At 63.2% G+C, this 12,690-nt stretch carries 12 protein-coding genes; 5 read left to right on the forward strand and 7 right to left on the reverse strand.

Annotated elements, in window-relative coordinates; translation table 11 throughout:
* Positions 1-155: 155 nt before the first annotated feature.
* On the forward strand, positions 156-1,025 hold the full coding sequence (locus BMZ57_RS15795) for an undecaprenyl-diphosphate phosphatase (protein WP_010211192.1): 870 nt from the start codon (positions 156-158) through the stop codon (positions 1,023-1,025).
* A gap of 74 nt (positions 1,026-1,099) precedes the next feature.
* On the opposite strand, the gene BMZ57_RS15800 is transcribed toward BMZ57_RS15795, so the two are convergent.
* The 5 genes from BMZ57_RS15800 to BMZ57_RS15820 all read right to left on the reverse strand — a co-directional run bounded on the left by BMZ57_RS15800 (position 1,100) and on the right by BMZ57_RS15820 (position 5,637).
* The gene (locus tag BMZ57_RS15800; protein WP_029529177.1) at positions 1,100-2,056 is read right to left on the reverse strand and encodes a Dyp-type peroxidase; all 957 of its coding nucleotides are present in this window, start codon (positions 2,054-2,056) and stop codon (positions 1,100-1,102) included.
* 50 nt (positions 2,057-2,106) lie between these two features.
* On the reverse strand, positions 2,107-2,925 hold the full coding sequence (locus tag BMZ57_RS15805) for a sugar phosphate isomerase/epimerase family protein (protein ID WP_010211194.1): 819 nt from the start codon (positions 2,923-2,925) through the stop codon (positions 2,107-2,109).
* 1 nt (position 2,926) lies between these two features.
* Positions 2,927-4,126: an NAD(P)/FAD-dependent oxidoreductase gene (locus tag BMZ57_RS15810; RefSeq protein ID WP_069672688.1), complete on the reverse strand. Its 1,200-nt coding sequence runs from the start codon at positions 4,124-4,126 to the stop codon at positions 2,927-2,929.
* 2 nt (positions 4,127-4,128) lie between these two features.
* Positions 4,129-4,449 (reverse strand): MocE family 2Fe-2S type ferredoxin, encoded by a 321-nt coding sequence (locus BMZ57_RS15815; RefSeq protein WP_010211196.1) that lies wholly within the window; start codon positions 4,447-4,449, stop codon positions 4,129-4,131.
* 93 nt (positions 4,450-4,542) lie between these two features.
* Positions 4,543-5,637: a fatty acid desaturase family protein gene (locus BMZ57_RS15820; RefSeq protein ID WP_069672689.1), complete on the reverse strand. Its 1,095-nt coding sequence runs from the start codon at positions 5,635-5,637 to the stop codon at positions 4,543-4,545.
* A 162-nt stretch (positions 5,638-5,799) separates the two neighbouring features.
* Between BMZ57_RS15820 and BMZ57_RS15825 the strand changes: the two genes are divergently transcribed.
* On the forward strand, positions 5,800-6,849 hold the full coding sequence (locus BMZ57_RS15825) for a LacI family DNA-binding transcriptional regulator (protein WP_010211198.1): 1,050 nt from the start codon (positions 5,800-5,802) through the stop codon (positions 6,847-6,849).
* Positions 6,850-6,859: 10 nt separating this feature from the next.
* Here BMZ57_RS15825 and BMZ57_RS15830 read toward each other — a convergent pair whose 3' ends face one another.
* The gene (locus BMZ57_RS15830; protein WP_069672690.1) at positions 6,860-8,824 is read right to left on the reverse strand and encodes a sigma-54 interaction domain-containing protein; all 1,965 of its coding nucleotides are present in this window, start codon (positions 8,822-8,824) and stop codon (positions 6,860-6,862) included.
* A gap of 186 nt (positions 8,825-9,010) precedes the next feature.
* Between BMZ57_RS15830 and BMZ57_RS15835 the strand changes: the two genes are divergently transcribed.
* The 3 genes from BMZ57_RS15835 to BMZ57_RS15845 are packed head-to-tail and all read left to right on the forward strand — an operon-like array spanning position 9,011 to position 11,737.
* Positions 9,011-10,015 carry a Gfo/Idh/MocA family oxidoreductase gene (locus BMZ57_RS15835; RefSeq protein ID WP_069672691.1) on the forward strand — a complete coding sequence of 335 codons (1,005 nt, stop codon included), beginning with the start codon at positions 9,011-9,013 and terminating at the stop codon, positions 10,013-10,015.
* Positions 10,012-10,791, forward strand: a complete 780-nt coding sequence (locus BMZ57_RS15840) for a TIM barrel protein (protein WP_047542720.1) — start codon at positions 10,012-10,014, stop codon at positions 10,789-10,791. The genes BMZ57_RS15835 and BMZ57_RS15840 overlap by 4 nt, the downstream gene beginning before the upstream one ends.
* A 19-nt stretch (positions 10,792-10,810) precedes the next feature.
* Positions 10,811-11,737, forward strand: coding sequence for a sugar ABC transporter substrate-binding protein (locus BMZ57_RS15845; RefSeq protein WP_069672692.1), 927 nt, complete (start codon positions 10,811-10,813; stop codon positions 11,735-11,737).
* Between the two features lie 114 nt (positions 11,738-11,851).
* On the opposite strand, the gene yghU is transcribed toward BMZ57_RS15845, so the two are convergent.
* Positions 11,852-12,685 carry a glutathione-dependent disulfide-bond oxidoreductase gene (yghU, locus tag BMZ57_RS15850; RefSeq protein WP_010211203.1) on the reverse strand — a complete coding sequence of 278 codons (834 nt, stop codon included), beginning with the start codon at positions 12,683-12,685 and terminating at the stop codon, positions 11,852-11,854.
* Positions 12,686-12,690: the final 5 nt, after the last annotated feature.

The following is a 12,690-nucleotide window of genomic DNA, read 5'->3' on the forward strand; positions in this document are numbered from 1 at the left end:
GCGCCATTGTTCACAAAACCTGGGAGCAGGCCAATAGAGCGGCCAACCTTTCTACTTGCTGAACCGATTGCAAATAGGTGTTGCCTGCCCCAACCCCCTGAAACATTTCGAATAAACTCCGCGAAATTGCCTCCCCTCTTTCAAGGACACGTATTGTGAGCAACGTCTGTTCCGCCGGCCTGGATGTAGGTTTTGCCTCCCTGGATTACCTGCAGATCTTCATCCTGGGCGTGATCCAGGGCATTACCGAGCTGCTGCCGGTGTCGTCCACCGCCCATATGCGCGTAGTACCCGCCCTGCTCGGCTGGCAGGACCCCGGCTCGGCGTTTTCCGCGGCCATGCAATTGGCGGCGCTGGCGGCGGTGGTCAGTTATTTCTGGCGCGATGTGCGCCAAGTGACCACCGGCAGCATCGGCGCGGTACGCCGAGGTGACTACAACGACCGCTGGTTCAAGCTGGCGGTGGCGATTGTGCTGGCGACCATCCCTATCGGCATTGCCGGCCTGGTGCTGTCTTCGACCCTGAATGCGTGCAACTCGCCGTTGCGCGGGCTGATGGTGATCGGCATTTCCTGCGTGGTCATGGCCGTGCTGCTGGCGGTGGCCGAAGTGCGCGCACGCCATACCCGAGAGGTTAGTGAGATGCGCCTGCGGGATGCGTTGATCGTGGGCATTGCACAGATTGGTGCGCTGATTCCGGGCGTCTCACGTTCCGGCTCCACCCTCACCGCCGCGCTGTTCCTCAACTTCAAGCGTGAAGAGGCCGCGCGGTTCTCGTTCCTGCTCGGCCTACCGGCCATCGCCCTCGCCGGCCTGAAGGAGCTGTGGGTGCTGTTGCATGCCGATATGCCCGCCCATGCCTGGCCCCATTTGCTGTTCGGCCTGGTGGTCGCGAGCATCTCGGCGTTCTTTGCGATCTGGGGCCTGATGAAGTTCCTGGAGCGGTTCTCCACCTGGCCGTTCGTAATCTATCGCGCGTTGCTGGGGATCTTCCTGATCGTGGCAGTCAGCACCGGCTTGCTGTAGGAGCGAGCTTGCCCGCGAAGCACACAAGGGCGGCGCCGCGTTATCGTTGACGACCTTCGCGAGCAAGCTCGCGCCTACAGTTTGCGCTCGGCCAGTTCCTCCAGAAGGTCGGCCGAAGGCACGAAAAACAGGCCGCCGGTGACCGCCGTGCTGAAGTCCAGCAGGCGGTCATAGTTACCGACCGGACGGCCGACGAACATGTTTTCCAGCATCAATTCCAGAGGCTCCGGCGAGCGCGCATAGCCGATGAAGTAGGTGCCGAACTCGCCTGCGCCCGGCCGGCCGAAAGGCATGTTGTCCCGCAGGATCTTAACTTCCTCGCCGTTCTTGTCGGTGATGACCGTCAGCGCGCTGTGGGAATTGCTGGGCTTGGTCTCTTCGTCCAATTCGATATCCGACAGCTTGGTACGCCCGATCACCTTCTCTTGGGCCTCCACTGTCAGGCTGTTCCAGGCGGTCATGTTATGCAGGTACTTCTGCACCAGTACGTAGCTGCCGCCTCGGAATTCGTTGTCTTCATCACCGACGATGGTGAACCCCACGGCCTTGCGCCCCACCGGGTTCTCGGTGCCGTCGACAAAGCCGATGATGCTGCGCATATCGAAATAGCGGAAACCCTGGACCTCATCCACCACCTTCACGCTGTCGCCCAGGGCCGCCATCACGTGGGTGGCCAGTTCGAAGCACAGGTCCATCTGTTCGGCGCGGATATGCAGCAGGATATCCCCCGGTGTCGACACGGCTTTGCGCCCTTCCACACCGAACTCGCGAAATGGGTGCAGCGCCGCCGGGCGCGGTGCACCGAACAGTCGGTCCCACGCGTCCGAGCCAAACCCGCAGACGCAGGTCAGGTTGCCCGCTGGCACCCGCTTGCCCACCGAGCGCACCAGCCCGGCGAGGTCCGCGCACCAGCCACGCACCTGGTCTTCACCGCCGGGGGCGACGGTGGCAACCATGAAAATCGCGCTACTGGTGATGGGATGGCAGACAGATTGCGGCTCAAGGGGCGGCTGAACGGAGGATGGCGTCATGGTGAAAGTCCAGGCTAAAGGGCGAGATTGAACCCGCGCAGATTAGCAGATCATTTCCGACAGCTTTCCCACACTTCACGAATCAACGCCTGCATCTTCAGCGCTTCTGCCCAGCGCTCACTGATTTCGCGACCGTCCGCGCCGGTAATCGCATAGGGCGGCGGGCCCAGTTCGCAAGTAAAGGCCAGGCTCTGCGGTGTGTCGGGCCGGGTCAGCCAGTCTTCGATCCCGTAGCGCCACCACTCGGTAAAACGCCGTACCCAGGCTTGATGCTGGGGAAAGTCCAGGGAGACCTGCACCTGTTCGCTGCTGGCGACGCGGCCGTGGAAACCCCAGCTGTGGCGCAGAATTTGGCGAATCTGCTCGTCGTCCTCAGCGGCGCCAGGCTCGGGCAGTTCACGCCCGACCACGTAGTGGGACAGGTCGGCCAGCAGTTTCAAGTCGGGCATCTGTGCCAGCAAGTCGAGGGTGAACAGCAGGTCATTGGTGAGCCGATAACGGTGGGTTTCCAGCAGCACCGGATAGTCCACCTGCTCGGCCAGGCGCTGCCAGCCTTCGACCAATCGGGCCGCCTCGGATTGGGTACGCGGGCGTACGTCGGCTTGCAGGGTGAGGTGGTGGCAGCCGTAGCCGCTGATCACATCCAGCGCGGCCGCCAGGTCGTCCACCGTTTGCGGAAACAACTGGCCTTCGATCTGCAGGCCCCTGGCCGTGGCGGCGGCGTGCAGGCGCGCGACCTCAGCGGGCTTGAAGTAATGGTCGGTAATGCCGTCGAAACCGGCGGCCTTGATGCGGTCGAGTTGGGCATCGAGCGAACCGGGTTCAGTTTGCATGGCCCACAGCGATTGGAACACCAGGAATTGGCGCATATCAGCCTCGCAGCAGGTGTTTGAGGGACAGCTCGGGGTCGGCCAGGCTGGCGGGGGCCAGCGACAGGTGTGCGCTGATCAGGCGTTCGCAGAGCTTTATGTCCTTGGCCACGCTGTTGCCCGGTGCCCAGCCGCAGGCACCTTGCAAGCGCTGATCGGCATCCAGGTAGAACAGCAGCATGCCACCGCTCGCCAATGGGCGGCTGACCATCAAGGGTGTAATCACACCCACGGTCTGCACGCCCCAGTCGTACTGGTCGGACCAGAAACCGGGGAGTGCCTCGAACGGCAGCTCGCGACCCAGCAGGTTCAGCGCCGCATGCCGCCCCTGGGCCTCGGCGTTGCGCCAGGTTTCCTGGCGCTGGTATTCGCCACCCAAGCGAAACTCGCACACGTCACCGGCGGCATAAATGCCCGGCGCGCTGGTGCGCAGGTGGCTATCGACGCGAATGCCCTGCCCTACTTCCAACCCCGCCGTTGCGGCCAATTCGACATTGGGTTGCATGCCGATGCCAACCACCACCAGGTCGCAGGGCAAGCACTGCCCGTCCACCAGCCACACAGCGTCGGCCTGGATGGATTCCAAGGCCACATTCAAGCGAACGTTGACCCCGTGCTGACGATGCAGCGTCAGCAGCGCCTCGCTGATGACCGGCGGCAACACCCGCCCCGCCAGGCGCGGGCCGGCTTCGAGCAGCGTCACCTCGCAGCCCAGGCCACGTGCCGTCGCTGCCACTTCCAGGCCGATAAAGCCACCACCGACCACCACCAGCCGCGTACCAGCCTTCAACGCACTGCGCAGGGCCAGCGCCTCGTCATGGGTGCGCAGGTAAAGCACATGGGCCTGCTCCTGGGGCAAGCGTCGCGCCCGGCCACCAGTGGCCAGCAGCAGACCGGCATACGGCAGCCACTGGCCGTCGGCGAGTTGCAGGCGATGCTGCTGCGGCTGCAGATGCGTCACTGGGTTACCCGCAATGTGCTCGATGCCCAGTTCGGCCAGGCGTGCGCGGTCGCACAAGCTGTATCCGGCCAGGTCCGCTGTGCCCTGCAACAGGCCTTTGGACAACGGCGGCCGCTCGTAGGGCAAGTGCGGTTCATCGCCTATCAGAATCAGGCGCCCGGTGTAGCCTTCTTCACGCAAGGTCAGTGCCGCACGGCCACCGGCATGGCCGGCGCCGACGATGATCAGAGGGGCGTTCATCATCACACCGTGACGGCGAGCAACACCCGCCCCGCTTCGACCCGCACCGGATAGGTCTTGAGGTTGACGCACACCGGCGCGCCGAGGGCCTTGCCCGAGCGGTAGTCAAAGCGCCCGTTGTGCTTGGGGCACTCGATCACGTGGTCCATCACCAGGCCGTCGGCCAGGTGGATGTTCTCGTGGGTGCACAGGCCGGCGGTGGCGAAAAACTCATTCTCGGCCGAACGGTACACCGCGTAGGTATGCGGGCCGTGGTCGAAGCGCAGCACGTCTTCCGCGTCTATTTCGCCCACGGCGCAGACGTCGATCCATTGATCGTTCATGGTGTTTTTACCTTGTAGTGAGCGAGCTCGCGCTGGGCTGCGAAGCGGCCCCCCGATCGAGCGTTCAGGTTTGTCTGAAAATAAGCGCGGGGTTTATTGGGGCTGCTGCGCAGCCCAGCGCGAGCAAGCTCCCTCGCCACGGGGGTTGTGTGCCAGTGGGCGCTGGATGAAGTAGGTCGGGTCGCTGCGCTGCTTCCAGATCGTCGGCAAGATTTCCTTGTACGCCTCGAACAGGTTGGCGTAAGGCGGCGGGCAGTCGCTGCGGATTTCTTCGTGCAATTGCGCGAGCGCGTGGTACGGCACCATCGGGTACATGTGGTGTTCGAGGTGGTAGTTCATGTCCATGTAGATAAAACGCAGCACGCGGTTCATGTAGATGGTGCGGCAGTTGCTGCGGTGGTCCAGCACGTCTTCGGCCAAGCCGACATGCTGGGTGAGGCCGAACAGGTAACCTAGCCAGGCGCCGTAGAGGCTGGGCAGGCCAACCAGCATCAGCGGCAGCCAGCTGTGCAGGTACAACGCGGTGCCGATCACCACGGCATAAATACCGACCCAGATGCGCGCCGCACGAAACACTTTGGGCCATTCGGATTCGGGAATGAAGTCCGCCTCCTGGGCACTCATCTTGCCAATGGCATGGCGCGCCACGCCACTGAACGTCTTCCAGGCCAGGGGCAGGTTGAACAGGCTCAAGAACATCATCAAGAAGCTCGGCGGGCGCGGTTCGACGATCTCCGGGTCGCGGCCAACCACGATGGTGTCGGTGTGATGGCGGGCATGGCTCCAGCGCCACACATGGGGTTCGAAGATGCACATGAAGCTGGCGACCTGATACAGCACGTCGTTCATCCAGCGGGTCTTGAACGCGGTGCCGTGACCGGTTTCATGCCAGCGCGGGTTGGACGCGGTGCCGTACAGCACGCCGTAGGCGAGGAACAACGGCACACAGGCCCAGGTGCCCCAGAACCAGTAGCCACCAAAACCGGTGGCAAACAGCGCGCTCACCCAAATAGCGGTGTCGAGCAGGGCCGGGCCGTCGCGGCGCTGCATCAGTTCTTTCATGCGCTTACGTGAGATGGGGGATTGGTACCAACTGGCCGAGACCAGGCCTTTATCAAAGGCGCGGGCGGCTTCGGGGCCGGTGAGGCTGTAGTCGCGACGCGAGATAGGAGCGGTGTGTTCAGGCATTGTTATTGTTCTCCACAAGCGGGTGGTTTCTGGTGCTGTGCGAAACCCACCATAGAGAACGGGTAATTCACCCTCAAGGCCTTGAATCCATTCCCTATCAAGCTATCATCCAGGCCCAGCGGGGCTTGATAGTTTTCTATCAAGACGCTCAAGGGGCCTGTCATGAACAACAAAAAACGCCCAACCATCGCCACCGTTGCCGCCCATGCCGGGCTCAGTGTGGCCACCGTTGACCGCGTGTTGAATGCACGCGCGCCGGTCAATCCTGAAACCGCCGAGCAGGTGTTCCAGGCAGCCGAAGCCGTGGGGTATTTCGCGGCGCGGTTGATCGGCCAGCGTATCCGCGAACGCCGGCCAACCTATCGCTTCGGCATCCTGTTACTGGCTACCGCCCAGGCGTTCTATGCCAGCCTGGCGCACGCGATCAGCGCCGCCGCCGAGCAGCATGCGGGCGCCAACCTGACGTGCCAGTTCGACTACATCGTTGATCGCACGCCCGCCGCCATCGTTGCGCAAATCGAACAGCTGGCCGTGCAGTGCGATGGCCTCGCGGTGGTCAGCTTTGCCCATCCGCTGATCAACGCCTGCCTGAAGCAGATTCGCGAAGCCGGCGTGCCGGTGGTTGCCCTGCTATCGGACATTCACGAACAGGCCGAAGAACCCTATGTAGGCCAGGACAACCATGTGGTCGGCCGCACCATGGGCTGGCTGCTCGCGCGCACCTGTGGCGCGCGCAAAGGCAGCGTGGGGATTCTGCTCGGCGGCCATCGTTTTCTCGGCCACCAGGCGCGGGTCGAAGGCCTGCACAGCTACCTGGCCGAGCACGCGCCGGGGCTCAAGCCGTTGGAGCCGCTGATCAACCTCGACAACTGCGATATCACCGAAGAAGCCACCCTCGACCTGCTCAGCCGCCACAGCGACCTGCGCGGGTTATGCGTGGTGGGCGGCGGCGGTGACGGCATCATCAGCGCCCTGGCACAGTTGCCCAAGCGGCCGGCGTTGTGTTGCATCTTGCAGGAGTCGACCGAGCTGTCACGCCACGCACTGCGCCAGGGGTTGATTGATGTGGTGATGGATTCGCAGCCGGGGCAGACAGCAATAGCGCTGGTGCAGTTGATGGTGCAGTTGCAGAGCACTGAGGCGTTCGATCCGGTACAGCAGCGGGTGTATATCCCGCCGCAGATCGTGACGTCGGAAAACATGGGTCACTGACACACGGCGCCTACAAGGGGCTGCGGAAATCTGCGGCATTCAGGCCAAACCGACTCATCTTGTTGTACAGCCCACCCCGCGACACGTTCAGTTGTCGGGCAGCCAGGCGGATGTTGCCGCCAGTGTTTGTGAGTGCGGCGACGATGGCGTGCCTTTCGTGGCTGCTGAGGTCCTGGGCGGCTTGCGGTTCGTAGGCGCGCAGCGGGGCGCGTTGGCGGTTTTCCAGCGGCAGATCCACCGGTTCGATCAGCGCCCCCATCGCCAGGTTGGTCGCCCGTTCGATGCTGTTTTCCAACTCGCGCACATTGCCCGGCCAGCCATAGGCCGACAGCAATGCCATCGCCTCCGGCGAAAAGCCCTGCACCGATTTACGCAGCGAGCGTGCGCAGCGGGCCAGGAAGTGCCGCGCCAGCAGTGGAATGTCTTCGCGGCGCATGCGCAGCGGCGGCACGGTCAGGTTCAGCACGTTCAGGCGGTAGTAGAGGTCTTCGCGAAACGCGCCCTGCGCAACCGCCTGGCTAAGGTTGCGGTGGGTGGCGGCGATGATGCGCACGTCCACTTGCCGCGAATTTTTCGCGCCCACCCGAGTGATTTCACCCTCCTGCAACACCCGCAGCAGGCTGACCTGGGCATCGAAGGACATGTCGCCAATCTCATCGAGAAAGATGGTGCCGCCATCCGCCAGTTCGAACTTGCCCGCCGAGCCGCCACGGGCCGAGCCGGTGAACGCACCTTCGACGTGGCCGAACAGCTCGCTTTGCACCAGGTCTCGTGGAATCGCGCCGCAGTTGACCGCCACGAACGGGCCGTTGCAGCGGTCGCTGCCATTGTGGATGGCCTGGGCGAACAGCTCCTTGCCGGTGCCGCTTTCGCCAAGGATCAGGGTGGTGGAATCACTGCGGCTGGCGATGCGCCCCAGGTGCAGCGCGTCCTGGATCGCCCGCGAGCTGCCCTGAATGGTGTCGAAGGTGTAGCTGGCCTGGGTGCCGATAATGCGCCGGGTGATTTCGCGGATGCGGCGGTTCTCTCGCAGTGACACGATCACCCCGCCCTGCTCCAGCGGGCACACCGAGACCAGGCAAGCGAGTTGACTGCGGTTGTGCAGGTGGAAGGTGCAGTCGCGGTCGCGAACGGCCGCCCCCATCGAGTCGCTTAATTCGCTACGGCCCAGCTGCTGGAACGGCCGACCGATCAGCTCCAGCCCCACCCCGAACAGTTGCCGCGCATAGCGGTTGAGCGCCTTGATACACCCTCGCTCATCCAGCACCACCAGGCCTTCGTTGAGCACTTCGAGGACGGTTTGCTGTTCTTCCAACAAACCATGCAGCGCCATCTGCCGCGATACGGCTTCGGCTGCGGCCTGCACCGTGCCGAGGGTATGGAAGTGAAACCAGCCGGGTTCAGCGGTGAGGGTCAGCATGGCCACGGTCTGGCCTTGGGTATTCTTGATCGGTGCGGCGGCGCAGTGCATGCGGCGCTGGCGCAGGCCGATGCCGAAATTCTCCTCGGCCAGCACGTACACCAGGTGATCCTCGGCCAGCGCCAGGCCGGTGCAGTTGGTGCCTTGCACCGATTCCACCAGGCGACTGCCCACGGGGGTGATGTCCAGCCCGCAGAAATACAGGGTGGTGCCATCGGCGTCGGTGAGGTTGATATGACCGCGCGGGTTGTAGGCCAGCAAACCGTGCATGACTTGCGCGGCGGCGGCGATCAGCACGCGGTGGTCGGCCTGGGTGGCGGCCAGGGTGTCCGCGGCGACGAAGCGGTACGCGTTGTCTGCCGGGTCAATACCCGCCTCGACACTGCGCCGCCACGACGCCCAGATCACTTGGCGCACGTGCGCCGGGCGCTCGACCTGGCCGGCCAGGCAGTCGTGCCATGCCTGCTCAAGCGCGAGAACCGGGCCATCATTCAACGCGGCAGGCCCCAGGGCCGTCAGGTAGTCAAGGTCTTGCACGCTGAACGCCATGCTCATGAGGGCCGTTTCCATGTTCACGTTTTTGACATGCCAGTATAGACATGTCATCAGAATGAACACTTTTTGTTTTCACATAAACATTAACCCTTTTTTATCAATGAGTTATGAATTGGCATATCCCTTGCTCATGTGCATTTGCCCATCAGGACCGTCCTGGGGCCAATAACAACAAGGGGTTATTTCATGAGTACACAGAACATCCGCCTGGGTTTGATCGGTGCCGGTCGCATGGGCAGTTTCCACGGCTTGACCGCAGCTCGGCATATCCCCGGTGCCAGCCTGGCGGCAATTGCCGACCCGACGCCTGGCCAGGCCGCTCGCCTTGCCGCTGAATTAGGCGTGAGCAAGGTCTATACCGACCCGCAGCAGTTACTCGACGACCCGGATATCGACGGCGTACTCATCGCCGCCCCTGCCCGCAGCCACGCCGAGCTGGTGATCAGCGCCGCCCGCGCCGGCAAGGGCATCTTTTGCGAAAAGCCCATGGCCATCACCCTCGATGAAGCCGATCGCGCCATCGCTGCCGCCGCCGATGCGCGGGTGCCGCTGCAGGTCGGCTTCAACCGGCGTTTCGCCAAGAGCTTTCGCACCGCGCACCTCGACGTCGCCGCCGGCCGCATCGGGACTCCGCAGTTGCTGCGCTCGCTGACCCGCGACCCGGCGCTGAACAACCCGGCCAATTCGCCGCAATGGGTGATCTTTCTCGAAACCCTGATCCACGACTTCGACACCCTGCGCTACCTCAACCCCGGCGCCGAGGCTGTGCAGGTCTACGTGATGGCGGACGCACTGATTGCCCCGGAATACAAAAGCAAAGGCTTCCTCGACACCGCCGTGGTTGCGATCCGCTTCGACAACGGCGCCATCGCCACCGCCGAGGCCAATTTCCAGGCCGTGTATGGCTACGACGTACGCGGCGAAGTGTTCGGCAGCGCCGGCATGCTGAGCATGGGCAGCCTCAACGATTCCGACCTGATGCGCTACCTGGCCCAAGGCATTCAGGCCGACACCCAGCGCCTGGACACCGACCTGTTGCGCGACGCTTACATCGCCGAGCTCAACCACTTTGTCGACTGCCTGCGCAGCGGCGCCAAGCCGATGGCAAGCGGAGAGGATGCGCGGGCGGCCCTGGCGATTGCCCGTGCCTGCATCGAGTCGTTCGAAACCGGCAAGGCGGTGGCCATATGAGCCCATTCAAACTGGCGATCAGTGCCGAGATGGTGTTTCTCGACCTGCCCTTCATCGAGCGCGTAAAGCGTATTCACGCGCTAGGGTTCAGCGCGGAAATCTGGAACTGGACCAATAAGGACATCGCCGCCCTGGCCGCCACCGGCGTCGATTTCACCTCCATGACGGGCTATATCAGCGGCACCCTCACCGACCCCGACGGCATCCGCCAATTGCTCGACAGCGCCCGTGAGTCTTTGAGCGTCGCCGAACACTTGAACTGCCCCAGCCTCAACCTGCACGGCACCGGCCTGGGTGACGGCGGCCTGCCCGTTCAACCCGTGAGCCAGACCACCGGTCGCATGTGGCTGAGCGCCTGCAAAACCCTGGAAAAAATCGCCCGCCTGGGGGAAGACGCCGGCCGTGTGTTCCTGCTGGAAAACCTCAACACCGACGTCGACCACCCCGGTACGCCCTTCGCCCGCGCCGACGATACCCTGGCGCTGATCGAGGCCGTGGGCAGCCCCCACTTGAAGATGAACCTGGACCTGTACCACGCGCAGATCGGCGAAGGAAACCTGATCGAGCTGATCCAGCGCGCCGGCAGCGCCATCGGTGAAATCCAGGTGGCCGACGTGCCGGGACGCCAGGAGCCCGGCACCGGTGAAATTCACTACCCTGCCATTGCCAGGGCCCTGCACGCCATGGGCTACAGCGGCGTGGTCGCCCTGGAGGGCTGGGCCAGCGGCGACAGCGAGTTGGCCCTGGAGCGTTTCCGCCAGGCATTCACCCTATAACAATAAAAGGATCACCTTTATGAATCGCTATTCATTGTTTGCTGCCACGCTGTTGCTGTTGTTCAGCCAATGGAGCTTCGCCGCCTATCGCATCGGCGTGAGCATTGCTCGGGTCGACGATAACTTCATGACCTACGTGCGCACCGGCCTGGAAGCCGCTGCCAGGCAGCAGGACGTGCAGATCCAATTCGAAGACGCCCAGGGCGATGTGGTGCGTCAGCTCAATCAGGTTGAAGGTTTCCTCAACCAGAAGGTCGACGCGGTGATCGTACTGCCGGTGGACACCGCCGCCACCGCCAACATGACCCGCGCCGCCGTGGCAGCCAAGACGCCACTGGTGTACGTCAACCGTCACCCGGACGAGCGCACCCTGCCCAAAGGCGTGGTTACCGTGGCTTCCAACGACATCGAGGCCGGGCAACTGCAAATGCGCTACCTGGCGGAAAAACTCGCTGGCAGGGGCAATGTGGCGATCATCATGGGCGACCTTGCACAAAACGCCACCCATGACCGCACCGAGGGCGCCAAACAGGTGCTCAAGGACTTTCCCGGTATCAAGGTGGTCGAGCAGCAAAGCGCCGACTGGCAACGCAGCAAAGGCATGGACCTGACCAGTAACTGGCTGCTGGCGGGTACGCAGTTCGATGCCATCGTGGCCAATAACGATGAAATGGCGATAGGTGCCGCCATGGCGTTGCAGCAAGCGGGTAAAGCCAAGGGCGATGTGGCGATTGTGGGTATCGATGGCTTGCCCGACGGGCTGGCGGCGATCAAGCGGGGCTTGCTGACGGCGTCGGTGTTCCAGGACCCGAAGGCCCAGGCGACCCAGGCAGTGCAGGCGGCGGTGCGGATGATCAAGGGTGAGGCGATTGAGCCGGAGGTGTGGGTGCCGTTCGAACTGATCAAGCCTGAACAGGTGGCAGTGTTCGAGCAGCGCTACAAATAGCTCGGAGTACACAAATCCAACTGCGTGAGCGGGCTTGCTCCCGAATGTGATGGATCAGCCAATGAATTGGTTGACTGACACACCGCATTCGCGAGCAAGCCCGCTCCCACAGTTTTAATCCAGGTCGCTTGCAGAATGGCGCTCGGCCAGCTGCTCGGCAGGCTCCCCGGACACCCGATTCACCCGCCGCCCCCGCTGCACCGCCGGTCGCGCTTCAATCGCATCCGCCCAGCGCAGCACATGCTTGTACTCATGCACCGCCAAAAACTCCGCCGCGCCATACAAGCGACCTTTGACCAACCCGCCATACCACGGCCAGATCGCGATATCGGCGATGGTGTATTCATCGCCCGCGATGTATTCGCTCACTGCCAGGCGCTGGTCGAGTACGTCCAACTGACGCTTGGTTTCCATGGCAAAGCGGTTGATCGCGTACTCCATCTTGCTCGGCGCATAGGCATAAAAATGCCCGAAACCACCGCCCAGGTACGGCGCGCTGCCCATCTGCCAGAACAGCCAAGACAAGCATTCGGCACGGGCCGCAGGTTCGGTGGGGAAGAACGCACCGAATTTCTCGGCCAGGTACTGCAGGATCGCGCCCGACTCAAATACACGGATCGGCGTGGCGCCGCTGCGGTCCAGCAGCGCCGGGATCTTCGAGTTGGGGTTGACTCCGACAAAGCCGCTGCCGAACTGGTCGCCGTCGCCGATCTTGATCAGCCAGGCATCGTATTCCGCACCGCTGTGACCCAGCGCCAGCAGCTCCTCCAGCAGGATCGTGACCTTCTGACCGTTAGGCGTGGCCAGGGAATACAACTGCAGTGGGTGCTTGCCTACCGGCAGTTCCTTGTCATGGGTCGCGCCGGCAATCGGTCGGTTGATGCTGGCGAAGGTGCCGCCATTCTCGGTGTCCCAGGTCCACACTTTTGGGGGTACGTAATCGGTCATGCTTA

Source organism: Pseudomonas simiae, from assembly GCF_900111895.1.
GTDB classification, from domain to species: domain Bacteria; phylum Pseudomonadota; class Gammaproteobacteria; order Pseudomonadales; family Pseudomonadaceae; genus Aquipseudomonas; species Aquipseudomonas simiae.

What these genes read in the sequence shown, in the direction of transcription:
- BMZ57_RS15800 (WP_029529177.1), bottom strand. Translation starts at nt 2,056, where the DNA reads ATGACGCCATCCTCCGTTCAGCCGCCCCTTGAGCCGCAATCTGTCTGC.
- BMZ57_RS15805 (WP_010211194.1), bottom strand. Translation starts at nt 2,925, where the DNA reads ATGCGCCAATTCCTGGTGTTCCAATCGCTGTGGGCCATGCAAACTGAA.
- BMZ57_RS15810 (WP_069672688.1), bottom strand. Translation starts at nt 4,126, where the DNA reads ATGAACGCCCCTCTGATCATCGTCGGCGCCGGCCATGCCGGTGGCCGT.
- BMZ57_RS15815 (WP_010211196.1), bottom strand. Translation starts at nt 4,449, where the DNA reads ATGAACGATCAATGGATCGACGTCTGCGCCGTGGGCGAAATAGACGCG.
- BMZ57_RS15820 (WP_069672689.1), bottom strand. Translation starts at nt 5,637, where the DNA reads ATGCCTGAACACACCGCTCCTATCTCGCGTCGCGACTACAGCCTCACC.
- BMZ57_RS15825 (WP_010211198.1), top strand. Translation starts at nt 5,800, where the DNA reads ATGAACAACAAAAAACGCCCAACCATCGCCACCGTTGCCGCCCATGCC.
- BMZ57_RS15830 (WP_069672690.1), bottom strand. Translation starts at nt 8,824, where the DNA reads ATGAGCATGGCGTTCAGCGTGCAAGACCTTGACTACCTGACGGCCCTG.
- BMZ57_RS15835 (WP_069672691.1), top strand. Translation starts at nt 9,011, where the DNA reads ATGAGTACACAGAACATCCGCCTGGGTTTGATCGGTGCCGGTCGCATG.
- BMZ57_RS15840 (WP_047542720.1), top strand. Translation starts at nt 10,012, where the DNA reads ATGAGCCCATTCAAACTGGCGATCAGTGCCGAGATGGTGTTTCTCGAC.
- BMZ57_RS15845 (WP_069672692.1), top strand. Translation starts at nt 10,811, where the DNA reads ATGAATCGCTATTCATTGTTTGCTGCCACGCTGTTGCTGTTGTTCAGC.
- yghU (WP_010211203.1), bottom strand. Translation starts at nt 12,685, where the DNA reads ATGACCGATTACGTACCCCCAAAAGTGTGGACCTGGGACACCGAGAAT.